General features: G+C 48.5%; 19 protein-coding genes. 9 read left to right on the forward strand and 10 right to left on the reverse strand.

All coding sequences use genetic code 11. The features are described 5' to 3' along the window. Positions 1 to 170 precede the first annotated feature (170 nt). Positions 171 to 3,164 carry a lantibiotic dehydratase gene (locus AB2U10_RS10595; protein WP_367914062.1) on the forward strand — a complete coding sequence of 998 codons (2,994 nt, stop codon included), beginning with the start codon at positions 171 to 173 and terminating at the stop codon, positions 3,162 to 3,164. Here the strand turns inward: AB2U10_RS10595 and AB2U10_RS10600 are convergent. After that, positions 3,151 to 3,882, reverse strand: coding sequence for a LytR/AlgR family response regulator transcription factor (locus AB2U10_RS10600; protein WP_367914063.1), 732 nt, complete (start codon positions 3,880 to 3,882; stop codon positions 3,151 to 3,153). The two genes, AB2U10_RS10595 and AB2U10_RS10600, sit on opposite strands and share 14 nt — an antisense overlap. Positions 3,883 to 3,933: 51 nt before the next feature. Continuing rightward, complete coding sequence (locus AB2U10_RS10605; protein ID WP_367914064.1) at positions 3,934 to 4,599, reverse strand: sensor histidine kinase; 666 nt, start codon at positions 4,597 to 4,599, stop codon at positions 3,934 to 3,936. 757 nt (positions 4,600 to 5,356) lie between these two features. Between AB2U10_RS10605 and AB2U10_RS10610 the strand changes: the two genes are divergently transcribed. Further along, on the forward strand, positions 5,357 to 5,947 hold the full coding sequence (locus tag AB2U10_RS10610) for a 5-formyltetrahydrofolate cyclo-ligase (protein ID WP_367914065.1): 591 nt from the start codon (positions 5,357 to 5,359) through the stop codon (positions 5,945 to 5,947). Between the two features lie 61 nt (positions 5,948 to 6,008). Beyond that, positions 6,009 to 8,624, forward strand: a complete 2,616-nt coding sequence (locus AB2U10_RS10615) for a valine--tRNA ligase (protein WP_367914066.1) — start codon at positions 6,009 to 6,011, stop codon at positions 8,622 to 8,624. A gap of 21 nt (positions 8,625 to 8,645) precedes the next feature. Here AB2U10_RS10615 and AB2U10_RS10620 read toward each other — a convergent pair whose 3' ends face one another. The 3 genes from AB2U10_RS10620 to hflX all read right to left on the reverse strand — a co-directional run bounded on the left by AB2U10_RS10620 (position 8,646) and on the right by hflX (position 11,760). Then, positions 8,646 to 8,942, reverse strand: a complete 297-nt coding sequence (locus AB2U10_RS10620; protein WP_367914067.1) for a LytR/AlgR family response regulator transcription factor — start codon at positions 8,940 to 8,942, stop codon at positions 8,646 to 8,648. A 130-nt stretch (positions 8,943 to 9,072) separates the two neighbouring features. Further along, complete coding sequence (locus tag AB2U10_RS10625; protein ID WP_367914068.1) at positions 9,073 to 10,509, reverse strand: MFS transporter; 1,437 nt, start codon at positions 10,507 to 10,509, stop codon at positions 9,073 to 9,075. 6 nt (positions 10,510 to 10,515) lie between these two features. Beyond that, entirely contained in the window at positions 10,516 to 11,760 is a 1,245-nt protein-coding gene (gene hflX / locus AB2U10_RS10630) for a GTPase HflX (RefSeq protein WP_367914069.1), read from the reverse strand. 531 nt (positions 11,761 to 12,291) lie between these two features. Here hflX and smpB point away from each other — a divergent pair. Beyond that, complete coding sequence (gene smpB / locus AB2U10_RS10635) at positions 12,292 to 12,747, forward strand: SsrA-binding protein SmpB (RefSeq protein WP_367914070.1); 456 nt, start codon at positions 12,292 to 12,294, stop codon at positions 12,745 to 12,747. 14 nt (positions 12,748 to 12,761) lie between these two features. Here smpB and rdgB read toward each other — a convergent pair whose 3' ends face one another. Together rdgB and prfA are read right to left on the reverse strand one after the other, a co-directional pair. After that, positions 12,762 to 13,361, reverse strand: coding sequence for an RdgB/HAM1 family non-canonical purine NTP pyrophosphatase (gene rdgB, locus AB2U10_RS10640; RefSeq protein ID WP_367914071.1), 600 nt, complete (start codon positions 13,359 to 13,361; stop codon positions 12,762 to 12,764). Between the two features lie 30 nt (positions 13,362 to 13,391). Beyond that, positions 13,392 to 14,468: a peptide chain release factor 1 gene (gene prfA / locus AB2U10_RS10645; RefSeq protein ID WP_367914085.1), complete on the reverse strand. Its 1,077-nt coding sequence runs from the start codon at positions 14,466 to 14,468 to the stop codon at positions 13,392 to 13,394. A gap of 175 nt (positions 14,469 to 14,643) precedes the next feature. Here prfA and AB2U10_RS10650 point away from each other — a divergent pair, with 175 nt between their 5' ends. After that, positions 14,644 to 15,267 (forward strand): porin family protein, encoded by a 624-nt coding sequence (locus tag AB2U10_RS10650; RefSeq protein WP_367914072.1) that lies wholly within the window; start codon positions 14,644 to 14,646, stop codon positions 15,265 to 15,267. A gap of 198 nt (positions 15,268 to 15,465) precedes the next feature. After that, positions 15,466 to 16,338, forward strand: a complete 873-nt coding sequence (locus tag AB2U10_RS10655) for a tetratricopeptide repeat protein (RefSeq protein WP_367914073.1) — start codon at positions 15,466 to 15,468, stop codon at positions 16,336 to 16,338. A 7-nt stretch (positions 16,339 to 16,345) separates the two neighbouring features. On the opposite strand, the gene AB2U10_RS10660 is transcribed toward AB2U10_RS10655, so the two are convergent. The 3 genes from AB2U10_RS10660 to gcvT form a co-directional block, all read right to left on the reverse strand. Then, positions 16,346 to 16,759 carry a type II toxin-antitoxin system VapC family toxin gene (locus AB2U10_RS10660; RefSeq protein WP_367914074.1) on the reverse strand — a complete coding sequence of 138 codons (414 nt, stop codon included), beginning with the start codon at positions 16,757 to 16,759 and terminating at the stop codon, positions 16,346 to 16,348. Then, the gene (locus AB2U10_RS10665; protein WP_367914075.1) at positions 16,756 to 16,995 is read right to left on the reverse strand and encodes a DUF6364 family protein; all 240 of its coding nucleotides are present in this window, start codon (positions 16,993 to 16,995) and stop codon (positions 16,756 to 16,758) included. Before AB2U10_RS10665 ends, AB2U10_RS10660 begins: the two co-directional genes overlap by 4 nt. A gap of 67 nt (positions 16,996 to 17,062) precedes the next feature. Next, on the reverse strand, positions 17,063 to 18,157 hold the full coding sequence (gcvT, locus tag AB2U10_RS10670; protein WP_367914076.1) for a glycine cleavage system aminomethyltransferase GcvT: 1,095 nt from the start codon (positions 18,155 to 18,157) through the stop codon (positions 17,063 to 17,065). Positions 18,158 to 18,365: 208 nt separating this feature from the next. On the opposite strand from gcvT, the gene AB2U10_RS10675 reads away from it, so the two are divergent. From AB2U10_RS10675 to AB2U10_RS10685, 3 genes are all read left to right on the forward strand, one after another. Then, positions 18,366 to 24,200, forward strand: a complete 5,835-nt coding sequence (locus tag AB2U10_RS10675) for an alpha-2-macroglobulin family protein (RefSeq protein WP_367914077.1) — start codon at positions 18,366 to 18,368, stop codon at positions 24,198 to 24,200. 86 nt (positions 24,201 to 24,286) lie between these two features. Further along, a complete protein-coding gene (locus tag AB2U10_RS10680) occupies positions 24,287 to 24,808 on the forward strand; it encodes a YqgE/AlgH family protein (protein WP_367914078.1) in 522 nt (173 codons plus the stop codon). 34 nt (positions 24,809 to 24,842) lie between these two features. Continuing rightward, the gene (locus AB2U10_RS10685) at positions 24,843 to 26,141 is read left to right on the forward strand and encodes an NAD(P)/FAD-dependent oxidoreductase (RefSeq protein WP_367914079.1); all 1,299 of its coding nucleotides are present in this window, start codon (positions 24,843 to 24,845) and stop codon (positions 26,139 to 26,141) included. Positions 26,142 to 26,359 lie beyond the last annotated feature (218 nt).

The raw sequence follows: 26,359 nt of genomic DNA on the forward strand, positions 1-26,359 counted from the left end.
ACCCTCCGGGATATCTGCGCTTATAGACAACAGGGAGTTTCATATTTGTGCTGCACACCGGTCAAAAGTGAGCCGTTGGTACCTATAATTTCAGAATTGGTGTAGTTTTTTTGACGGGTAATCCTACCCTCTTTTATACTTGGGTTTTTCTTTTTAAAACGATAAACCCCATGCAAAGCCTCACCTTCCATCCCCAACTCATTCTCCGTACTCCGCACGAAGCATTCTCTCTGCAAATTGACGAACCCACTCTCCGGACCTGCATCCAAACCGACGCCACGTTCAGAGAAGCGCTTTACCTGGCCTCTCCTTCTTTGTTTTCAGAGCTGAAGTCTTCCGGTGGACTCCCGGAGAAAATTCTTTTTCCGCTTACCCGGTATCTTATCAGGAGTCGTTATCGCGCCACTCCTTTCGGGCTGTTTTCCGGAGTAGGTGTGGTGAACTGGGGCGATAAGACCCGCCTTTCAGCAGAAGCGCCATATAGCCGGAAAACCCGCCTCGACATGGATTACCTCTGCGCCCTGGCCCGTGAGCTTGACCATGCCCCCCGCCTGCGTGAACACCTGGTCTACTACCCCAACAACAGCCTGTATTTTTTCGGCGGGGACATCCGGTATACGGAACACTTCGATACACCTGTCCTTAGCTCTGTTAAAAACGACCTGTATATCCGGGCTGTATTGAAGCAGGCAACGGCGGGTGCTGATTTCTTTACTTTGATGACCGCGCTCCGGCAGGAAGGAATATCCGAAGCAGACGCGCGGGCTTTCCTTCATGAGTTGGTTGATATGCAAATCCTTGTCAGTGAATTGCAGCCCTGCATCACCGGCGACGATTTCATGGAACAGATACTGCGGGTGGCAAGCAGGGCGGGGCTCCCTGCTGCTTTCACCATCGGCAACGTCCGGCAAAAGCTCCGTCAGCTGGACAAGAGCCGCTCCATCACCGCATACGAAGAAATTATACACGAATTACAAACACTGGGGGTAATCCCGGATGAAAATAAGCTTTTTCATACGGTAAGGGTTAACCACTGGAAAAAAGAGGCCGATACAATAAGCACCGAATACCAGGAGGAGATCCTGAGGGTGATTCCCCGGCTCAGTATTTTTGCCCCTGACACCCATTCCATAAATGACTTTACATCGAGGTTTTATGCCCGGTATGAACACGAAGAAGTATCGCTGCTAACCGCGCTGGACGCGGAGAGTGGTATAGGCTACCCAAGTGATGAAGCGAAAGATTTTACGCCCCTGACCGACGGGATCACTCTTCCGTCAACAGAAGAAAGGGCTCCGGAACGGATATGGAAAGAATGGCAACAGGCGCTCTTCAAAAATCTTCAAAAAGCACAGCAGGACGGGGCCTATGAAATGCCCCTCCCTGATATCCCCGGACAAAACCCAAACCCCGGTCCCAGTTTTGCCGTAATGTTCCGGCTGGTAGATGACCGTAAAATATTTATTGAAACCATAGGCGGAAGCAGTGCAGCCAATCTTATCGGGAGGTTCGGACATGCTTCAGAAGATATCTCCCAAATGCTTCACGACATAGCCGACACGGAAAGCAGGAATAATCCTGATGTAATTTTCGCAGAAATTGTTCACCTGCCGGAAAGCCGCACGGGAAACATCCTGTGCCGGCCCGCCTTCCGGCATTACGAGATTCCCTTGCTGGCCCGGTCAGACCTGCCACAGGAGAACCGGATCTCTCTCCGGGATCTCTGCCTGTCTGTAAAAAATAACCGCCTGGTATTGCGTCACCGGAAATTGAATAAAGTAGTGGTGCCCCGCCTGGGAAGTGCACACAACTTCAAAAACCATTCGCTGCCGGTTTACCGGTTCCTGTGCGACCTTCAAACCCAGGGTTTCCAAAGCTCTCTCGACTTCACCTGGGGTGAGCTGGCCAAAGAGTTTGTGTTCCTGCCCCGTGTAGCCGACGGCCGGGTAATTCTTAGTCCGGCCATGTGGCAATTTGCTTCACAACATCTGCTACCGGTTCAACAGCCGGACCTCACCCCCGACGAATTTGAGGCCTGGCAGAAACAATACAAGATACCCCGGTGTTTTGTACTGGCGGAAGGAGACAATGAGCTGTTTATTGATAGTGCCAATCCCCTTCTGCTCCGGGTTTTCCTGGATTCGGTAAAACAGAAAAGTGCTATCCTGCTTAAAGAGTTTCTCGGCGATGAAACGATACCTGTGAAAAACGCTGAGGGCCGTGCAATGGTGAATCAGTTCATTGCTGTTCTGATGCGGAACGACCCTGTATACCGGTATACAAGGGAGGAATGCGCTTTAAGCACCGTTCAGCGCACATTCAGCCTGGGTTCAGAATGGGTGTATTTCAAATTTTACTGTGGAGCAAAGTCGGCCGATAACATCCTGCAAAACGGTATTGCGCACATCATTAATGAAGCCGGGGCAAGCAGTTGGATCGATCATTGGTTTTTTATCCGGTATAACGATCCCGATAATCATCTGCGGGTGCGGTTTCACCTGACGGATACCCGTTTTTTGCCCGGCCTCCTCCGTTTGATTCGCTTTTATATTCTGCCGTTTGAAAGCAACGGGGTGGTATGGAAAACCCAGGCCGATACCTACCGGAGGGAACTGGAACGGTATGGCCACGAAACCATTCAACAAATTGAGCACCTGTTTTGGGTCGACAGCCGGATCTACCTCGATTTCCTGGACCAGACGGAAGGTGATGAACGGGAGGAAGTAAAATGGCTGTACGGACTCCTCAATATCGACCGCCTTTTACATGCCGCCGGTCTTTCTGTTTCCCGTAAAAAAATGCTGATAGAAAAAGTACGGAATGCTTTTGCGGAAGAGTTTAAAATGGACCGGCGCTTAAAATCACAAATCGATGTCCGGTACAGAACCTGCCGGAAAAAATTAGAAAAATTCCTGGAAGAGCATCACCCCTTACACCGGATCTTCACCCCTTATGAAGCCGGGATATGCACCTTATGGAGAGAAATCTCTGACCGTATAGCAGACCCGGCAGCTTTTGAACAGGTCCTCATCAGTTGCATGCACATGACGGTTAACCGGCTCATCAGTTCCGGTCAACGGTTACACGAGCTGGTCATGTACGATTTCCTGGGCAGATACTATACGTCGCTGATCGCCGTAAGAAAGATTCCTAAGGTTTCATGATCTTGGTTTCCAGCCGCTCAAAAAACGACTGACGGTACGTTCCTCCCAAAGGAACCCGGTCTTTGACATCCTGCAGCACGATTTCACCTCCGTCAATCATTTTGATCTGGCTTAATGCCACAATAAATGTCTTATGGGTTCTGAAGAAATACTCTTTGGGGAGGCGTTCTTCCAGCTCTTTCATGGAAAGAAGGGTAATGATTCTTTCTTTCTGGCGGGTATAGATCCCTACGTAATTCCGCATCGACTCAATATAAACAATGTCGGAAAACACTACCTTAACCAACTTGCCCTTCCGGTCTGACTTCACCATGATAAAGTCATCCAACTCTCCTGACCGCTTAGGCTTTTTAACGTCTGTACCCAGGCCCATGCGCTCTTCTGCCTTCTTTACGGCCCTCAGGAAGTTCTCAAAAGCAATGGGTTTGGTCAGGTAATCAACCACATCGTATTTATACCCCTCAAGCGCATACTCTGAATAGGCCGTGGTCAGGATAACCTTTGATCCGTTTTCCATAAGCTCCAGGAAGCCCAGGCCGGAAAGGTGCGGCATATTAATATCCAGGAAGATAAGGTCTACTGCATTCCCTTTTGTGTACCGCAGCGCTTCTACTGCATTCTGAAAAGAACAGCGATGGCTTAGTGCAGGTGTTCTTTTAATGTAATTTTCCAAGAGCTGGATAGCAGCGTCTTCATCATCAATAATTATACAGGTCATATAGGTATTTTGTCTTCTGTTGTGAATATGTTTTTCTAAATCGTTTAAACTTCAATGGCCCTCCTCCCAGGTAATATCCAGGCCTACTTCAAAGTGCGTGACCGAGTCCAGAGCCTTCAGGTCAAAGTGATCCGGAAAGGCCATTTCAAGCCGTCTTCTGATATTGGTATGCCCCAAAGCGGTAGTTTCCTTATCAATAAAATCCAACCGCTTTTTATTCCGGCACCAGAATGCCAGCCCCGATGCATCTACCCTTACCTTTATTTCTATGGGATCTGTAAAATCATCCTGTATACCATATTTGAATGCGTTTTCTACCAGGCTGATAAGAATCAGGGGAGGCATTGAAAAAACCAGCAGGTTACCCTGCCGGGTATAGTTTAATGCCAGGCGATCACCAAAACGCAGCTTTTGTAATTTCAGGTATTCATCTATTGCTTCCAGCTCTTTCTCTACTGTATTCTGTTCACTCTTTGTGCTTTCTACCGAATAACGCATTAACCGGGTAAGCGACATGAGGGCTTCTCCCGAGCGCCGGCTCAATCCCGCCACATCGCTATAGACAAAATTCAGGGTGTTGAACAAAAAATGCGGATTGATCTGCGCCTTTAAAAAAGCAATCTCTGTTTTCAGCAGCTTTTCTTCTGTTACCCGCCGCAGTTTTTCCTCCTGTATGGATTTAATATAATACCAGTAGGCAAATGAGAAAAAGGTCATATAGGAATATCTCCAGAACTCAAAGCTGACATACCTTATAATGGTACCCTTGTTCTCTATATTAAGAATATAATTATCTGTTCTTAAAAAATTTTCAACTCCCATCTTAGAAAAAACAAAAAAGACCAACAAAATAAAAATACACGAAAATGTCAGAACCCGTGATTTAGAAAAACTGGGTAGAATGATATAGAAAACACAAACGTAAAAATAAATCGTATTAGTAAGCGCATTGAATACGAACGGAATTATCGCTGTTCTCCCGCTTTGAAACCCATACGTGAATAAAAAATCTGTGGTCCAGAAAGCAATCCATATCGTAAGATGGCTTGCAATTTCTCCTTTATTCTTTATTTTTAAAGCAAACATTATAGCTTCTTCTCCCTCCATTATCGCTTTTCGTATAGTGAATACTTCAGTTGGTATATTTTTTTTTCTGCGTCACGTAAGATCTACAATCTTTGGAATAGATAAAATTAATCATTCCCACTTATAAATCAGCTGTATTATGAAAGACAAAAAGCTCGATATCAGAAAAATTACTATCTCTAAATTTTCCAATAAGGGTAGTAAACCGGGTAAAACATCGCTCAATCCCACCACGCTCACGCTAAATGACTGAATCTGTATAGGTATTCACGCTCTGCATAACTGCATTAAACTTTCTACTAATCCACAAACACATATGGGGTTGTCAGTTTTGACAACCTCATTTTAATTTCTGAACGCCTATCTTTGCATAAAGGACCAGGAATTTATGACAAAGGAAGAAATACGCATTGACGCCCGGCAAAAACGGGCCCTGCTGACCGCGTCTGAAGTGGAGTCGAAAAGCAGGAAAATTGCTTCCCTTCTCTTCAGCCGTATCCCCGTTCACCGGTATTCTGCCGTACATGTTTTCCTGCCTATCCGGAAAAACAATGAGCCCGACACTTACCCCGTGCTGGAAACGTTGCAAAGAGATTTCCCTTCAGATATTTACATTTCCAAAAGCCTCGGCAACGGAGAAATGCTTCACGTACCCTATACATCCGGCCTGGCCCTTACAAAAAATCATTGGGGCATAGACGAACCCGCTGATCTCAGCCGGGCTATCGATTCAGAAGATCTTTTCCGGAAATATCCCGACGTTCTTGTGCTGATCCCCCTCCTGGCCTTTGACCAGCAGGGTTACCGGGTGGGTTATGGCAAAGGCTATTACGACCGGTTTCTGTCGCGGGCAGGCGGTCATACGCTGAAAACCGGGCTCTCCCTGCTGGAACCGGTAGAGCGCATAAGCAACCCCTCCCCCCTGGATATCCGGATGGATTATTGCATTACCCCGGAGAGGATCTGGAAATGGGAATAAGTGCCCCGGCCCTTCATATCAACATTTTCTTTATTTTTGCAAATTATTTCAATCGCAAGCAATGGAACTTTCAAAAACCTACAGTCCTAAAGAGGTAGAAGATAAATGGTACGCTTACTGGGAAAAGAATAAATTTTTCAGTTCAAAACCCAATCCCCGTAAAGAGCCGTACACCGTGGTTATCCCTCCTCCTAACGTAACGGGCGTACTTCATATGGGGCACATGTTGAACAACACCATCCAGGATGTGCTGGTCCGGAAAGCCCGTATGGAAGGAAAAGAGACCTGCTGGGTTCCGGGTACCGATCACGCTTCTATTGCTACAGAAGCAAAAGTGGTAGCCATGCTCAAAGAAAAGGGCATCAACAAGGCCGACCTTTCCCGTGAAGAGTTCCTGAAATATTGCTGGGAATGGACCGAAAAATACGGCGGTATCATCCTGAAGCAGCTGAGAAAGCTGGGGGCTTCCTGCGACTGGGACAGAACCCGCTTCACCATGGAGCCCAGCCTGTACGATGCCGTAATTGACGTTTTTGTTGATTTATATAACAAGGGAGAGATCTACCGGGGCTATCGTATGGTCAACTGGGACCCGGAAGCCAGGACCACCGTTTCTGATGAAGAAGTGATCACCAAAGAAATGGCCTCCAGGCTGGTATATATCCGCTACTTTTTCCCGGGCAGCACCGATGGCCTGACCATTGCCACTACCCGGCCCGAAACCATCATGGCCGATGCCGCCATTTGTGTCAACCCGAATGACGATCGCTACCGCCACCTGGTCGGGAAAACCGTGCTCATCCCTCTTATCAACAAAGAGATCCGGGTGATTGCCGATGAATACGTGGAAACGGACTTCGGTACCGGCTGCCTGAAGGTGACCCCGGCACACGATCAAAACGACTTTATCCTGGGTGAAAAGCATGGCCTGGAGGTGATAGACATCCTGACAGATGATGCGAAGCTTAGCGAAAAAGCACAGATCCTGGTGGGTGAAGACCGGTTTGTAGCCCGCAAGAAGATCATCAAAATGCTGGAAGAATCAGGAAACCTCGTTAAGGTGGAAGACTACAAATCCAACGTGGGAACCTCTGAAAGAACCGGGGCGGTCATTGAGCCGAAGATCTCGCTGCAGTGGTTTCTTAAAATGAAGGAGATCAGCAAGCCTGCGTGGGAAAACGTGATGAACGATACCATCCGCCTGATCCCGCCCAAGTTTAAAAATACGTACAATCACTGGATGGAGAACGTACGCGACTGGAACATCAGCCGGCAGCTCTGGTGGGGCCACCGCATTCCGGCGTATTACCTCGGAGACGGCACCGTAATTGTGGCCAAAAGCCTCGAAGAAGCGGTTAGTCAGGCCCGGGAGAAAGGCCTGAATGTAGCGGCGGAAGACTTCACCCAGGACGAAGACGTACTGGATACCTGGTTCAGCTCCTGGCTGTGGCCGATCTCTGTTTTCGACGGCTTCAAAGACCCGGAAAATGAAGATATCCGGTATTATTATCCTACCAATGACCTGGTGACCGCCCCGGAAATCCTGTTCTTCTGGGTGGCCCGGATGATCATTGCCGGTTATGAATACAAGGGCACATACCCCTTCAAAAATGTGTACCTCACCGGTATTGTGCGGGATAAGCTGGGCCGCAAAATGTCGAAATCGCTGGGCAACTCCCCGGATCCGCTCGACCTGATCGATCAATACGGGGCCGATGCCGTACGTACAGGCATGCTCTTCAGCTCTCCCGCAGGCAACGACCTGCCCTACGATGAAAAGCTGGTAGAGCAGGGCCGGAATTTCTCCAATAAAATATGGAATGCCTTCCGCCTTGTAAAAGGTTGGGAAACCGGTGCGGGAGAAGTCCCTGTGGCAGCCATAAAATGGTTCCGCGCCCGGCTGAATGCCGCCATTGCAGAAGTACGTGAGCACTATGAAAAATTCAGGATGTCTGACGCGCTGCTTACCACGTATAACCTGATCTGGAACGATTTCTGTTCCCAATATCTTGAAATGGTAAAACCGGCCTATGCCGACGGCGTGGCACAGCCTGTAGCCCCCGAAACCTACAACGCCACCATCGGGTTCTTTGATGAGCTGATGCGGCTGGCGCACCCCTGGATACCCTTTATTTCAGAAGAGATCTGGCAAAGCCTGGCTGACCGCAGTGCCGGCGACTCTATCTGTATCCAGCCGTTTCCGAAAGGCGGTGAAGCCGATGCCGGAATACTGGGTAACTTTGAGATTCTTTCCGAGCTGGTTTCCTGGGTGAGAAACACCCGCCAGAGCAAGCAGATCTCACCCAAAGAAAGCCTGCCCCTGGAGATCAGGACAACGGCACCGGAACGCTACCGGCCCTTAGAGCCGCTGATCATGAAGCTGGCCAATATCGGCACCATCACGTATGCCCACGAAGTATCCGGAATGACGTATGTGATCAAGGGAGATGAGTTCGGCCTGGACCTGGGCGGAAACCTGGATACCGAATCGGAAAAAGAAAACCTGCAGAAAGAGCTGGAATATACCCTGGGCTTCAAAAAATCAGTAGAAGCCAAACTCTCCAATGAGAAATTTGTGGCCAATGCCAAACCCGAGGTCGTGGAAAGAGAAAAGGCTAAGCTGGCCGATGCAGACGCAAAAATCCAGGCCATCCGCGAAGCCCTCCAGAAATTATAATAAAAAACTGTTCTGTCAGGTCTAAACAGCTACAATACTTGACAGAACAGTTTTAACCCTCCTTCTTGACACTTTCATGTGATTACCGTTTTGAAGGGTAATCTCCAGCGACTTGCCCTGAAGCTCGTAGCCGCTTACATAATCGGGGTTCACCAGGTACTTTTTGCTGACCCGGATAAAGTGGTTAAATTTTTCTTCGTGTCTCAACAGGGTAGAGCTGGAAACCATTTTTTCACCTGTTCTCAGGTAGATCTCTGTATAGTTAATATCGCCGGAAAAAAACATTATATCGGCCAAGTTGAAATTCCCTCTTTTCATGCACAATTATTTTTTACAAAATTCGTACATATACGCGAGAGATTTTAGAGTGAAAACCCCGAATTTAAGGGGGGTGTTTTCACGGTATTTTAAGGAAAAGAGCGGAAAAATCCACTCTTTTCCTGGAATATTAATGTCCGCCTTCTGCTTTGAGGTCTTTCAGGTCTATCCCCTGCTTTTTCAAAATGCCGGTAACCGCTATGGCATAAAATGCCAGGTAAGCAAAGCAAAGTACCCCAACAATAAAGCTAAAATGTATACTGGTCTTGTCGGCAATAACCCCTTGCAGCGGGGCAATAATTCCTCCTCCCATGATCATCATGATCAGGAAACCCGACCCCTGGTTGGTATGCCTGCCAAGGCCTTTGATTGCCAGTGCAAAAATACAGGGCCACAGGGTAGAGCAAAACAGTCCCACGCTGGTGAACGCATACACGGAGGCCATTCCTGTAGAGAACATCCCGATCAGCAGGGCCACTATTCCTGCAAGAGAAAATATAAGCACCATGCGGGCGGGATTTCCTTTACTCAATATATCACAGACAATCATGGCCAGGATCACCAGGGCGTAAATGTAAAAGGGAGCAAGGTCATGATCAGCAATAAAATTCACCAGCAGAAATACGCCAAAGGCCAGATAAGGCGCCAGGAAGCGCAGGATCTTTGTTATTCCGGCCCGGAAGTCAAATGCCTCCACGGCGCCTGTCCACCGCCCGATCATCATAGATGCCCAGTACAGTGAAATATACGGGGCAATATCTTTGGTAAGGAGCCCGAGGTTATCCTGCATATACGCAGGCAGGTTACTGGCCGTACTCACCTCCACGCCCACATAAAGAAAAATAGCGATCATCCCCAAAATCAACTGCGGGTAGCTGAACGCCGATTTCCGGTTAACCGAACCCGGCACATCGGCCTTCTCCTCTTCTTTAATTACGGTGTCAGGCAGCGATGAGAATTTAAGGAACAACGCCACCAGTAAAAAGGCCGCCCCCAAAACCAGGTACGGAATTTTTACCGATTCAATGCTGGCTTCCGTGTTAGCCGAGGCTGCAGAACCGAATATGGCAAACGTCACAATCAGGGGGCCGATGGTGGTACCGAAGTTATTGATCCCCCCGGCCATGGTCAGCCGTTGCGAGCCCGTACTGGAAGGGCCTACCAATATGGCCAGCGGATTAGCCACGATCTGTTGCAGTGAAAACCCGAGCCCTACAATAAACAAGGCGGATATCATCAGGTTAAATGAGCCAATATTGGCTGCCGGAATAAAAAGCAGCGTGCCCAGAGCCGAAATAGCCAGGCCCAGGATCAGGCCGTTTTTATAGCCTATTTTGTTGATCAGGTCTACTTTCAGGAGAGACGACACGATCATATAAATGATCGAACCCACGGTATAGGCAATATAGAACGCGGTTGCTACCAGCTGACTCTGGAACTGCGACAGGTTAAATTCTTTCTTGAACACCGGAATCAGGATGTCATTACTGGCGGCCACAAACCCCCAGAAGAAAAAAACGGATGCGAGCGGGATAAACTGACCCCAGTTGGTACTTTTGTTTTCCATTATTTGTTAATTTAATAAATCTTCTTGCCAGTTAAAAAGCTCATTTTTAGAGGCGTCCCAGTTGGGATATATCCCGAAATGTTTTTCCCGCACCAGTTCCAGCAACACATTCCGCAGCTTGTCCATATTCTCGTTTTTCTCTGCCGAAATAAATGCCACATATTGAGCATTCTTTTTCAGGTAGCCGGCTTCCAGCCTCTCCAGGTTCTTCTTCAGGTCTTCTTCCGTGGCCAGGTGTTTGTCCAGTCCTTCTTCCGACTCCGGCTGGTACATGTCCAGCTTATTAAATACCAGCAGGGTGGGCTTGTCCTGCGCCCCTATTTCGGCCAGGGTATCGTTCACGATATCGATCTGTTCTTCAAATGAAGGATGGGAAATATCCACTACATGGATCAGGATGTTGGCGTCCCGGATCTCGTCCAGGGTAGACTTAAACGACTCCACAAGCGTAGTAGGTAGCTTCCGGATAAAGCCAACCGTATCGGTAAGTAAAAAAGGAATATGCCCCAGAACCATTTTCCGGACGGTAGAATCAATGGTAGCAAACAGCTTGTTTTCTGCAAATACATCTGACTTGGTCAGCTTGCGCATCAGGGTAGACTTCCCCACGTTGGTATAGCCTACCAGGGCTATCCTTACCAGCCGGCTCCGCTCTTTCCGGCGGGTAGCTGCCTGCTTATCTATTTTTTCCAGCTTCTCCTTTAAAAATGCAATCCGGTCCTGCACAATCCGCTTATCGGTTTCCAGCTCCTTCTCGCCCGGCCCCCGCATACCGATCCCCCCTTTCTGCTTGCTGAGGTGTGACCACATCCGGGTCAGGCGCGGAAGCAGGTATTTGTACTGGGCCAGCTCTACCTGCCGCTTGGCCTGGTCGGTCCGTGCCCGTTGTGAAAAAATATTCAGGATCAGCAGGCTCCGGTCCAGCACTTTCTTGTTCTCGAAGATCTTCTCCAGGTTTCTCACCTGGGAGGGGGAGAGCTCATCGTCAAAGATGAGCGTATCTACCGGGTTCAGCGCTACCCAGTTCTGGATCTCCTCCAGCTTTCCCTTGCCTACAAAAGTTTTCTGGTCCGGGAAATTCAGTCGCTGTACAAATGTTTTAAGTGTTTTTACACCCGAGGTCTCCGCCAGAAATGCCAGCTCATCCAGGTACTCCTTTGTTTTACCGGCATTCTGCTTCTGGGTGATTACGCCGATAAGAATAGCCGTTTCCTGCTCCTTATGGGTACTGATTAGCGGTGTATTTAACAATGGTTGCTTTACTGATTTTTAACGGGAAACGCTCGCTGCACTTCTTCTGACCTGCTGCCGGCTTTCCACACTAATGAATAAAATTAACGCAGCAATATTACTAATTTTTCGGCAATTCGTCCTATCTGCATTTCTTTTTATTCACATTCTGCTCCCTGCTTTTCCCGGCCCATAGTTTACACAAAAAACCTGAAATACTTCGCAAAATGGTACTTTTTCAAACATTTACTTCCTTTGCTCTCCGCGTCGTCTCTATTTCTTTATCTCCTCTTTGCCTCAAAAATGTGGATATCTTTGACCAAACCGTGTATAAATTTATCTGCTTACCATTGCATATTTATTTTTCGCTATTTACATTTGTTGACTGGAATAAAGACAAGAATCATATTGAATATATAAATTCTTAAAGATTTAATCCTTCCGTCTGCTTTTCAGCAGGCAATTGGATTATTAGGAAAGCACGTAAGTCGGAATCCCTGCCACTACAATTGAGGCAGGGATTTTTTATCGGGTTCAGGATGTTATTAAGGAATGAAGCTACAGAAAACCATAAATATAAAGAACAAGAAAGCCTCTTTTGAGTACTATTTCCTGGAAGAATACTCTGCCGGAATGGTTCTCACCGGTACGGAAATAAAATCGGTCAGAGAAGGGAAAGTAAGCATGGCAGATGCCTATTGCTTTTTTAATAAAGGAGAGTTGTATGTTAAAAACCTGAACATCTCCCGGTACGAAAACGGTACATATTACAACCACGACCCTCTTCGTGAACGGAAGCTTCTTCTTACCCGGAGAGAGTTGCGCAAGCTGGAAAACAAGCTCACCGACAAAGGCCTTACCATTATTCCCACCCGCCTGTTTATCAATGATGCCGGCCTGGCTAAAATGGATATTGCCCTGGCTAAGGGTAAGAAGCTGTACGACAAGCGCGACAGCATCAAAGAAAAAGATATGAAACGGGAACAGGACCGGCGTACAGGCCAGTAGCTCCCGGCATGTTACTATACCTCCGGCGTATTCCTGCGGGCCAGGAAATCAAGCACCTTCGCCATGGCGCGGCCCCGGTGATTCAGCCGGCTGCGCTGCTCAAAGCCCATATCGTGAAAGGTGGTTTCGAAGCCGTCGGGTATAAACACCGGGTTATAGCCGAAACCCTCCTCGCCGTCAAAGGTTTCTTTTATTCTTCCTGAAACTTCCCCGTCAAAAGTATGGGTTTCTCCCTCCAGGATCAGGGTGATGACCGTACGGAAACGAGCCGTGCGATCGGTCACGCCTTCCATCTCTTTCATCAGCTTGCGGTTATTGGCCGTAGCATCTGAAGGCTCACCGGCGTAACGGGCAGAGTATACCCCGGGCCTGCCGCCCAATGCGTTCACTTCAAGCCCCGAATCATCGGCCAGTACGTTCATCCCGTATTTCCGGAATACATACCCGGCCTTGATCATCGAATTTTCCACAAACGTGTTTCCGGTTTCTTCAATATCTTCCAGGCACCCGATGTCTTTCAGGGTTTTTATCTCAAATGCATCGCCCAGCAGGCTTTGCAGCTCTTCTGCTTTATGGGCGTTATTGGTGGCTAAACAAAGGGTGTTTTTTTCCATGCGTATAAAATCAGCTTCCTCCCTAACGGATCAGGCAGCGGCCATTCCTTCTTTCATTTTCTCTGTATTCTCGGCCAGCCGCAGCTTTTCGATAAACTCACCGATGTTTCCTTCCATTACGGTAGGCAGGTTGTACACCGTAAATCCGATCCGGTGGTCGGTTACCCTGCCCTGCGGGTAATTGTAGGTGCGGATCTTATCCGAGCGGTCGCCCGACCCTACCAGCGATTTACGCTCACCGGCGATAGACTCATTCTGGCGGGCCAGCTCAATTTCATACAAACGTGAACGGAGTACGGTAAGCGCCTTGTCAAAGTTTTTGATCTGGGAACGTTCGTCCTGGCACTGCACCACCAGGCCGGTTGGCAGGTGCGTGATCCGGATTGCCGAGTAGGTGGTGTTTACCGACTGCCCGCCTGCTCCTGACGAACAAAACGTATCTTTCCGGATGTCGTTCATATTGATTTGCACATCTACCTCGTCAGCCTCGGGAAGCACGGCCACCGTGGCCGCCGATGTATGAATACGCCCCTGCGACTCGGTAGCCGGAACGCGCTGTACCCGGTGTACTCCTGACTCATATTTCAGCTTGCCGTACACATCTTCTCCTTTCACGCTAACCACAATTTCCTTGTAGCCCCCGGAGGGTGCATCGGTATAATCCATTACCGTAAACTGCCAGCCCTGGGAGGCCGCGTAACGCTGGTACATCCGGAACAGGTCGCCCGCAAAAATAGAAGCCTCGTCGCCACCAGTACCTGCCCGGATCTCCAGGATGCTGTCTTTGCTGTCGTTGGGGTCTTTCGGAATCAGCAGCTCTTTCAGCCTTTCTTCCGACTCCTCCCTTTTCGGGCCCAGCTCTTCCAGCTCCATCTTGGCCATTTCGCGCATCTCCTCGTCTTTCTCCGTAGCCAGTATTTCACGGGCTTCTTCCTGGTTGGCCAGGATAAGCCTGTACGCGTTATACTCGTTCACGATCTTTTCCAGGTCGCGGTATTCCTTACTGATCTTTTTGAACTTCTCCATATCCGAAACCACCTCCGGCATGGTGATCTGTTGGGACACCTCCTCAAAACGTTCCTTAATACCTTCCAGCTGCTCAATCAACATACTTCCGTTATCCTTTTCATTCTAAAACACAAAATTAACGGGTTTTGTGCAAAAAACGGTAAACAGATCTTCCGCCGTCTGCAGAATAATTATTTATCTGCCGCTGCATATCCCGTTAATTTTATCTTATCTTTGAGATATAATTTAACCATATACTTATCTGTTTACCTGAATGAAAAAATCAATCTTTGCACTTGCTTTTGCTTTCACCGCTTTGTTAATGACTTCCGATGTTTTCTCCCAGGCCCGTATAGGGGTAAAGGGAGCGCTCAATATGGCCACCATGCGGGGAGAAGGAGATAACAGTGAGGTCAAAGCCATCTATGCGCCCCAGGCCGGCCTGGTAGTTTACAGTAATCTTGAAAATCCTTTATTTGTACAGTCGGGCCTGTTGTATAGCATTAAGGGTGCCCAGGGCGTAGGTTTTGGAAATGAAAAAGTAAAAATTACCTACAGCTTTCTCGAAGTTCCGCTGAATATCGGTTTTCAGCTGCCCATCAGCGAATCTTTTAAGGTCAGCCCTTATGTGGGGGGCTATGCCGGCTACGCGCTTACCGGTAAGCTGAAATTCGGCGGGGTTACCTTTGATATTTTTGACCTGGACCTGGATGACCTGGAAGATGTGGAATACGACCCCAAACGGCTGGATTACGGCCTCAATGCGGGTGTAGGGCTGCATTTTAACGACCGGGTGATCATCAGTGCCCAGTATGCTCACGGGCTCGCAAACCTCGGAAATGCAGACGCCAAAACGCGTACCAGGACACTATCTGCCGGTCTTACTTTCCTGTTTTAAGAAATTTTTCTTATCTTGCACAGTCAACCCTGACCTTATCTGCATTATACGTAGGAGTGTGTCGGCCGGATTCTTAATTAAAACCTGTTTTACAGCAACGTTCATACGAATGACGGTATTCCCGTTTTTCGGTGTGCCTGCCTCATTGAAATAAAACGATTCGCACTCAATAATATAAAGAGGACAGCGTTAATATTTATGCTTTCAATAAACGGGGATAACGTGAGAGGATTATTGGTTTTCAGTGTTTGTCTGGGTGTACAGAGTGTGTGTTTTGCGCAGATCAGCAACCGGTCTCAGTCTACCGGTAATGTAGCAAAGGGCAGCCGCGATCTGCTCAATTCCCCTAAGGTTTCAATCCCGGTTGCCCCTTCCCGCAGTGCAGACAACTCCCGGGAAGAAAAAGCGGAGAAAGTTGTGGTGGTTACCCGTACGGCTCCGGCAGGAACAGATATCAACTACCTGCCCATGTTCGGTAACTACGAGAAAACCGAAACGCAGCTGGTGAACGATGAGCTGTTCTTATCGGAATGCGACCGGGAGTTTTCCAGCCGTAAAGAAGCCGGGGATTTCTTCAATAAAATGGCCTGGCAGTACCTGAGCGAAGGCGATAAAGGTACAGCTACCTACCGCTTTAACCTGGCCTGGCTGTTAAATCCTGAAAATATTGATGTTTTCTGGGGACTGGGCGTTATAGAATTCCAGAACGGTAATTATTCCAATGCCATTGACCTGATGAACAAGGGACTGGCCCTTTCTGACGGCAAAAACTATGTTTTCATGACCGACCTGGCTACCGTTTATATCAAAAAAGCACTCAGCAATCCCCACTCCATTATAGAAAGCACCAAAGCCAAAGAGCTGTTAAATAACGCCGTAAAAATCCAGCCCCAGTACACACCTGCTTTTGTACAGCTTACCGTTGTAAACCTCCTGGAAAATAATTTAGACGCCGCCTGGGAAAACTTCCACAAAGCCTACGAGCTGAACCCGGCCGAGCTGAGCCGTGAAGTGCTGGCCGAGCTATTGTCGCGGAAAGAAGACCCGAAAGGAATCTTTAAAAAGAACTGAAAGGGGTTCAAAAGCCTATATTCAAAAATTCTGCCGGAGAAAATACCGGAAGATTACTGTTTTTAAAATCTTTGTTATTTCGTGTGATAATTGCATGAATTCCGTTGGTCTGGTAAGCGCTGGCATACTGTAAAGCATCTTCAAAATCATTAAAATTAAGCTTTAATGCATTAATGACCAATTGCTTATCTGCACCAGTAACTTGTAGATAACTAATCAACACTTCAATAATATCTCTTGCTTCTTTCTTTCCTACGAGCTTAGTTCCAATATAAAAAATATTGGCTATTGTAACAAGATTAATCCATCCTTGATGCTGTTTATTTTCACAGAGATCAAGAACTGCCAGACTATCCTCATAAAAGTGTTCCCTTTTCAGAAGTACATCCAGTAAAACATTGGTATCCAGATAAACTTTCATAAGTCAAACTTTTCTTTCAGGTACTCCCATTTGGAGTCTGACTCACCAGATGTTTTATCAGAAATAAAAGCGCCTAATAACTTATTTTGAGAGACCGGCTTCTTTTCTTGTTTTACCAACCCTCTGAGAATATTTTCTACCAATACCGATAAGCTCTTATTCTGAGACCGAGCAAAGGTCTTGGCAGCTCCAATGAGTTCCTTATCCTGGATATTTAAGGTGAGTTTCAAGCTCATTATTCTGTTTTTTACGTAACAAATTTACAAAAGAACCACGTAAAACACAAGGGTTGTATTACGAATTTTATACATTATCTGCTACAAACGGCAACTTCACTACTTTGGCCGCTGTAAGCTTTTCCCGGATCTTAATGAACACTTCGGTTCCCGCTTTGGAGAAGGGCAGGCTTACATAACCCAATGCAATTCCTTTGTTTAGTGAAGGCGACATCGTTCCGGAAGTAACTTCCCCGATACCGTTTCCTTCCGCATCACAGATTTCGTAATGGCTGCGCGGAATACCTTTATCAACTATCTCAATAGCCACCAGCTTTCTTTTCAGGCCAGCCGCCTTCTGCGCTTTCAGGTTTTCACTGTTTACAAAATCTTTGGTGAATTTGGTGACCCAGCCCAGCCCGGCTTCCAGCGGAGACGTTTCATCCGTAATATCATTTCCGTAGAGGCAATAGCCCATTTCCAGCCGAAGGGTATCGCGGGCTCCCAGCCCGATAGGCTTGATGTCAAATTCCGCACCCGCTTCAAAAATTTTGTTCCAGATATCCGGCGCAGCTTCGTTAGGCATGTACACTTCAAATCCGCCGGCCCCGGTGTACCCGGTAGCCGAGATCAGGATATCGTCATGCCCGGCAAACCTGCCTTTGGCAAACGTATAATAATCCATCGCCGACAAATCGATATCGGTCAGCTTTTGCAATGTTTTTACAGCATTAGGGCCCTGTACGGCAAAAAGGCTGGTCTGATCTGACAGGTTGGTCATTTCCACCCCGTAGGTATTGTGTTCCGAGATCCAGTCCCAGTCCTTCTGAATATTCCCGGCATTTACCACCAGGTAATATTCATTATCCGCTATTTTGTAGGTAAGGAAATCATCTACAATTCCTCCCTGCTCATTGGGCAGGTAGCCGTATTGTATTTTCCCGTCGAAAAGCACCGAAACGTCATTGGAGGAAACCCGTTGAAGCAGGTCCAGGGCTTTTTCGCCTTTCAGAAGAAATTCTCCCATGTGTGACACATCAAAAACCCCTACGCTGTTCCGCACGGCCAGGTGTTCTTCCTTGTCTGATGAATACCGTACGGGCATCAGGAAACCAGCAAAAGGTACCATTTTACCACCGATCGATTCATGAAAATCACTGAGAGTAATCTTTTTTTCTTCCATTTTTGGGTTGTTTTGGTGCAAATATACGGAAATAGACGCTTGTTTGTTTCCTGAGCTGTGTCGCGTTTCCGGTTTCATAAAATAAATGGACGCGTTTCATGAACAGCCAAACAACTATATATGTAGTTCGAAATATCAGATTTAGCCCGTTTTCTCGTTTTATACCTGCTACCGGCTTAACTTTACACCCGGTCTAATCACAAACTGTATGAAAAAAGCTTTTGCACTCCTGTTCATTTTTATCCCTAACCTACTTATGGCCCAGGACCTAGACACCATTTGGAAAGAAATTGATACGGCTTACCAGCAGGGAAACCTGAAAAGTGTTCAGCCCCGGGTTCAGGAGGCTATTGCCCTGGCCAGAAATCAGCATAATGTACCTCTCCTGGTCAGGGGAATATTCTTTGACGGGATGATTAAAGTTACCACCTCTGACGAAACCGACAACGTCAACCCTGTTTTTGAAAACTTCCGGAAAGAAATTGAACCGGCAGAGGGGGCGAATAAAAGCGTCCTCCAGGTCTATTATGCCCAGCTCTACCGGATTTACCTGGAAGAAAACCGCTGGCGTATCATTAACCGGACCCAGGTAGAAAACCAGGAAACGGATGATGTGCGGTTCTGGACGGAAAATACCTTTAAACAAAAAATTAACACCCTTTACCGGGAGGTTTTGTCTGGTAAAAAGGCCTTACTGGCAGAAAAGTCTGCCGACTGGAAAGGGATTTTCCTGCTCAACCCGGAGGATACCAAAAGCCTGGAGCTCACCCCTACCCTATACGATGCCTTTACCCATTATTATGTGGAATTTCTGAAGCAACAGGAAGAACCGGCAGATACTTACCTGGCAGAGCTGGCCCAAATTAATCTCGGCAAAGGAGAATACTCCGCTTACCTGTACAACCAGGTTAAAAGAAATGAAAATGACACGGTTAAAATGGAACAGCTGGCCGGGGAGCATCCCGAAGCATGGTATACCGCTGAAATCTACAAAAAACTGGCACAGTTATACTTCGGCATGACAGATAAGCCGGCCTATGAGAAGGTTTTTGAAATAAACGAAAAAGTAAGGCAGCATTTCCCCGATTCAGAAGCAGCAGCTTCGGTTTCTTCGCTTGTTAAGGCCATCCGGTCCACGGAATTTTCGGTAGAAACGGAAAAATACATTCCCGAAAACAGGAATACTCCCCTCCGCATAGCCCACCGCAACCTCAGCAGGATATACGTTCGGGTCATCGATTACAATATCGGGATTCGCGACCTTAATTTCAGCGAAGCCGGCCGTGAGCTGAGCTCCGGCTACCAGGATTCGGAAGAGCGGTATTATGCATTTCTGAAGAACCGGAAAGTAACGCAGGAATATGCCATTGACCTGAAAACATTTGACGACTACCAGCAGCACAGCGCGCTGTTCAAGCTGAACCCTCTTCCTAAAGGTCGTTATATCGTCCTGTTTAGCGAAGATCCGGAGTTCAGGTATGCGGCCGATAAGCCTGTCCTGTATTCCGAAATTAACGTGACCCATACGGCCGTAGAGTACGACGGAACATTCCGGGTGACGGAGCGGATCCCGGGAAAACCATTATCCAAAAAACAGGTTCAGGTCTACAAATTAAATACCTCTGCCGGTAAAGAAACCTACACGCTGGTAAAAACGGTCACTACCGATGCCAACGGGCAGGTAAAGTACAATGGCGAGCGGCAGTTTTTTTACCGCCTGGCCAATGAACCGGTCTTTTACGGCCAGAACCTGTACCGCTACAACGACTCACGGAACGAAAAGGAAAAAGCCATCACTTCTACCAAAATATTCACCGACAGGGGCATCTATCGCCCCGGTCAAACGGTGTATTTTAAGGGCATTGTCAGCTCTGTTTACCAGAAACAGGTCAGTGTATTGCCCGGCCGTAACCTGACGGTCACGCTGCACGATGCCAATGGGCAGGAAATCCGGTCGCTCAAATTGAAAACCAATGCCTTCGGGTCTGTACACGGCGAATTCATCCTGCCGGCATCGGTACTGACAGGAACCTTCTCGATTCAGACCTCTCTCAGCGGATACCAGCCTTTCCAGGTGGAAGAATACAAGCGGCCGAAGTTCAGGGTAGAAATAGAAAAACCGCAACTCACGTACCGGCTGAACGACAGCATCCGGGTGAGTGGAAAGGCGGAAGCCTTCTCCGGCGCTTATATTGACCACGCAGCGGTTGAATACCGGGTGTACCGGCAGGCCTATTACCCGTTCCGCTACTGGAACCGGCCTCCTTTTGAGCCGGAAGAGCAGGTGGCCTTCGGGTCTGCCGAAACCGACGGGAACGGGAGCTTTTCATTCGGGTTCAGGGCCATTCCTGCCCGCGAACAAAAAGACTCTGCCGACATCCGGATGTATGTGTACCGCGTAGAAGCTGCCGTAACCGATCTCAACGGCGAAACCCAGACCGGTACCGGGTCGGTCAAAGTGGGCGACAGGCAGCTGCTGCTTTCGGCGGCGATAGATGCGCAGGCCGATGTAAAAGCGCTGGAAGCCTTAAAAATTCTTGCTGCCAACCTGAACGACCAGCCCGTGGAAACCAGCGGAACCCTCCACATTTTCCAGTTGAAGACCCCCGGCAGGGTTTTACGAAAAGCACTATACACTACCGGCTATTCATACTACAGCAAAACAGAATTTACGAAGCTTTTCCCTCACGAGCCTTATGGCGATGAGGCCAACCCGGAAAACTGGGAAAAGGGGAAAACCGTAGTAACGACGACTTTTGATACCGGGAAAAATAAGGAAGTCCGGCTCACAGACACCGATAAGCTGGACGAAGGATACTACCTCATTACCCTGCAGGCAAAAGACGGTGTGGAAAGCCGCCAGCTGGTGTACCTCAAAAACACGAAAAAGCAAAGCCCGCCGCAAAGTCTTTTCACCTACAGCCTCGATAAAAAAAGCTACGAACCCGGCGATATGGCCCGCCTCACCCTGAATACGGCCGCCGATAACTTATATGTGTTTCTGAGAACCGAGGCCGATGGTAAGCTGCTAAAAGAAGAAGTTATACGGCTGAAAGGAAAAGCTCACCGCCTGGACATCCCGGTAAAAGAGGACTATCGCGGGGGAGTCTGGGTACATTATACCTATGTGTGTTTTAACATCATCGAGCGGGGCAGCATCCGGATCGAAGTACCTTTTGACCATAAAAAGCTGCAGATCACCACAGCGGTGACCCGCGATAAGCTGACCCCGGGCGCAGCAGAAAAATGGTCGTTTACCGTCAGTGGAAAAGACAAAGACAAAGTGCTGGCAGAAATGCTGGCCGGTATGTACGATGCTTCGCTCGACCAGTTTGCCGGGAACTCTTTCGACTATTTTGCCTACTCCTTTTACAACGGTGCCCGCTACGGTTTCGGGTATCAGAATTACGCATTTGGCATGGCCGGGTTCCGCGAAATAAACCGCAAAAATCCGTATCCCGACTTCGGGAGAGTATATAATTTCCTGTCTTTGGAAACATTTAATTTCAACTTCCGGGATTTCAGCCTCCGCGACAGGCGGATGTACACCATGGGCGCCGCAAAACAAATGCGGATGAAAGATGCGGCCGCACTGCCGGAGTCGGCGGCATTGCAGGAGGTAGTTCAAATGGTGGCCCAACCGCCGGCTCCTGCTGAACAAAACGCAGGCGCTGCAAATCAGGAACCGGATGAGGCAGCCGGAGATACCGGCCTCAGCCAGGTCCAGGCCCGCAAAGCCCTGCAGGAAACCGCCTTCTTTTTCCCCGATCTGAAAACAGACAAAGACGGTAACGTGAGCTTTGAATTTACCGTACCCGAAAGCCTGACCGAGTGGAAGATGATGGCTTTTGCCCATACGCCGGACATGAAAACCGGGTATTACGAAACCCGGCTGAAAACCCAGAAAGACCTGATGGTAGTACCCAATGTTCCGCGCTTCCTGAGAGAAGGCGATGAGCTTCGGATCTCTTCCAAAATAATCAACCTCTCCGGAACAGCGCTGAACGGAACCGCCCGGCTTTTCCTGCTGGATGCCATCAGCAATGAGCCGGTTGACACCGTGTTCGGAAATGCCGGTGCTACCCGGAATTTTTCTACGGCCAAAGGGGAATCCGGGGAGGTATCCTGGACCCTGAAAGTGCCTGAAAATATACCTGCCGTGACCTGGCGGGTGGTGGCTTCTGCCGGTGATTTCTCTGACGGGGAAGAGGCTGTACTGCCCGTAGTCACGAACCGCATGCTGGTTACGGAAACCCTGCCGGTTTACATCCGCGAAAACCAGCAAAAAACGTTTACGCTGGATAAGCTGGTTCAGTCGAAATCACGCCCCCTCGATAATTTCCGCCTCACTTTTGAAATGACCGCCAACCCGGTCTGGTATGCTATTTTCTCGTTGCCTTACCTCCGTGAATACCCCTACGAGTGTTCGGAGCAGGTGTTCAGTCGTTTATACGGCAACCTGATCTCCGAGAGTATCCTTACCTCGCAGCCTAAAATCAAGGCGGTATTTGACAACTGGAACCGGAAAGGCCGGCTTACGTCCAAGCTGGAAGTAAACCAGGAGCTGAAGAACATCCTGCTGGAAGAAACCCCCTGGGTGCGGGATGCAGTCAGTGAGGAAGAGCAGATGAAACGTATTGCCGTACTTTTCGACCTCAATAAAATGCAGAACGATGTGCGCAATGCATTTGACAAGCTCAGCCGGAAACAGATGACCTCGGGCGGCTTTTCCTGGTTTGACGGCGGGCAGGAAAATGAATACATCACCACGCACATTTTGGCCGGCTTCGGTAATCTTAAAAATATGAAGGTGAATTATGCCAAATTCGGCCTGAATGTGGGAAGCGTTATCTCCGGAGCTGTAAAGTTCCTGGATCAGGCACAGGTCAGCTACTATAACGAGCAGAAAAAGCGGAAACAGAGCGATCTCGACTGGAATACCGGGGTTCATTACCTGTATGCCCGCAGCTTTTTCCTGAAAGAATACCCCATGCCGGCGGCCCTCGACTCGCTGAAGCAGATCTACCTGGCCAACATCCGGAAAGAAAAGCTGAAGTTTCCTCTTCAGACACAGGCCATGGCCGCCCTGGTGCTGAACCGTTTCGGTGAGAAAGAAGAAGCCGTGAAGCTTGTACATGCCGTAAAAGAACACGCCGTGGAATCGGATGAAACGGGCATGTACTGGAAAAGTAACCTGACGGGCTGGTTCTGGTACCAGGCGCCGGTAGAAACCCAGGCCCTGCTGATCGAAGCGTTTGACGAGGTCACCAGCGATACGGAGGCGGTGGAAGCCATGAAAGTATGGCTCCTGAAAAACCGGCAGACCAACCAGTGGAACTCAACCAAAGCTACCACCAAAGCCGTGTACGCCCTCATGAACACCGGCAAAAGCTGGATGGATGCCGAAAAAGGATTAAACGTGAAAATCGGTGGCCAGCCCATTGACCTGAACACGCCTTCTGCCCAATCGGGTTCGGGCTACGTGAAAATGGCCTGGAACAAGCAGGAGATCCGGCCTGAAATGGGCAAGGTAGAGGTGCAGAAAACCTCTCCCGGTGTAGCGTGGGGTGCCCTCTACTGGCAGTATTTCGAAGAGCTGGACAAGATCACTCCGGCAGAAACGGGCATTGCGTTCAAAAAGAAACTGTACCTGAAGAAGAACTCCGGAACAGGGCCCGTTCTGAAAGAGATCACGGCAGCCACTCCGATAGAAACAGGCGACCTGGTGACCGTCAGGCTGGAAATCAGCATTGACCGGAACATGGAATTTGTGCACATCAAAGACATGCGCGCCAGCGGCTTTGAGCCGGTGAATGTGCTATCGGGCTACCGGTGGAAAGACGGCTTCGGGTACTATGAAAGCACCCGTGACCTGGCTACCAATTTCTTTGCCGATTATATGCGGAAAGGTACGTATGTGTTTGAATACGACATGAGGGCCAACAACGCCGGAAACTTCTCTAACGGCATCACGCAGATGCAAAATATGTATGCGCCCGAACTGAGTGCGCATAGTGAAGGAATACGCGTGGAGATCCGGTAAATTTGTTGCACGATACTTTGCCTTCCGGTTTCAATTTTCTATCTTGACATTAAATCAAAGAAGAAAGTGCCGTGACAGGAAAATTATTGATAGCGAAGCCATACCTGGGAGATCCTAACTTTGAACGGTCCGTAGTGCTGATCTGTGAACATTCAGAAGACGGGGCATTCGGCCTGGTATTGAATCAAAGCACGGGGAATATCCTGTCTGATTTCTTTGATGATGTACATGCCGGCATCCCTGTAGGAATAGGTGGCCCCGTAGAGCCCCATACCCTGCATTTTCTCCATACCCGGGGCGATGCCGTGGAAGACGCCATTGAGCTCATGGAAGGGTTGTATTGGTCGGGTAACTTCGAACAGATTAAAACCTTAGTGAATACGGGCGTTCTCAAAGAAACAGATATCCGCTTTTTCCTGGGCTATTCGGGCTGGGGAGAGGGCCAGCTGGAAGAAGAAATCCGGGAAGAGGTCTGGGTGCTTACAGATGCCCGGATCGACATTGTTTTTCAACCCGATACCGGCCGGATCTGGCAAAGCGTTCTCCGTAACCTGGGCGGAAATTATATCATAATGGCCAATTCACCGGTAGATCCGAGACTCAATTAGGGATAAAATTAATCAAGAAAAGAAACGTCGTATAATGATAGCAAATATACCGGAAACACCCCGGAAACGGGTGGTCATTGTAGGTGCCGGGTTCGGCGGACTGGCGCTGGCTCAAAAGCTGGCCCAGGAAGAGATACAGGTGGTGCTGATCGATAAAAACAATTATCACCAGTTTCAGCCCCTGTTTTACCAGGTAGCCATGGCCGGCCTGGAGCCCAGCTCTATTGCTTTCCCGCTCCGGAAAATATTCCAGAAAAAGAAAAACGTACATATCCGGGTGACGAAAGTCAGGGCCATTCACCCGGAACGAAAAAAAATAAGTACAGATTTAGGCGAAATCTGGTACGATTACCTGGTTTTGGGCATAGGTACCAATACCAACTTTTTCGGAATGCAGAACATCATTGAAAACGCCATCCCGATGAAGTCGGTTTCCGAAGCCATTTACCTGCGGAACCGGGTCCTGGAAAATTTTGAAGCGGCGTTATCTACCCGCGACCAGGATAAGATAGCCGGCCTCATGACCATGGTTGTAGTGGGCGGTGGCCCAACCGGAACGGAGATCTCGGGAACCCTGGCCGAAATGAAAAAGATGATCCTGCCCAAAGACTACCCGGAGCTGGACTTCAACCTGATGAAGATCTATATTTTCGAAAGTGGCGACGGCGTCTTAAAAGTGATGTCAGAAGAGGCCTCCCGGAAAGGAAAAGAATACCTGGAAGAGCTCGGGGTGACCGTTCGTACCGGTGAGCGCATCGCCGACTATATCGACGGCTACGCCATCACCTCCACAGGTGAGAAGATCCGTACCGATAACCTGATCTGGTCAGCCGGGGTTATCGCCAATAAAATAGAGGGTTTCCCGCCGGAAGTATTTGGCCGGGGCGGCAGGATCAAAGTAAACCAATACAGCCAGGTAGAAGGCTTCACCGATGTTTTTGCCATTGGTGACCTGGCCGCCATGAGCGGAGATCCGGCCTTTCCCGAGGGGCATCCGCAGCTGGCCCAACCCGCCATTCAGCAGGGAAAGCTTCTGGCTTCTAACCTGCTCAAGCTCATCAATGATCAACCCATGAAGCCCTTTGAGTACAAGGATCTGGGCTCTATGGCCACCATTGGCCGTAACAAAGCCGTGGTAGACCTGCCCCGGTGGAAGTTCCAGGGAGGCTTCGCATGGTTTGTCTGGATGTTTGTGCATTTAATGGGTATCCTGGGAGTAAAGAATAAGGTGCTGGTCTTCATTAACTGGTTCTGGAATTATGTTACTTATGACCAGTCGCTGCGGCTTATTATCCGGCCGCGGGTGACACGGAAGATCAAACCCGATAATTAACCACATAAGGCATACATAAGATTAAGTGAAAAGATAAAAACTAAAAGTGAAAAGTTGTGGAACAAGCTTTCATATTATATGCTAATTGTTCTGTCAGTGCCTGAAATAAGTTGACCGATTTTAAGGGAGGAACAAACTTAAAATTGGTATAACAATGGGAAAGATTTCATCAGGGTTTACGAGAAGTGTTTCAGAGCGTCGTTATCGTCACTTTAGCG

The organism is Leadbetterella sp. DM7 (genome assembly GCF_040829825.2).
In the GTDB taxonomy this organism is placed as follows: domain Bacteria; phylum Bacteroidota; class Bacteroidia; order Cytophagales; family Spirosomataceae; genus Leadbetterella.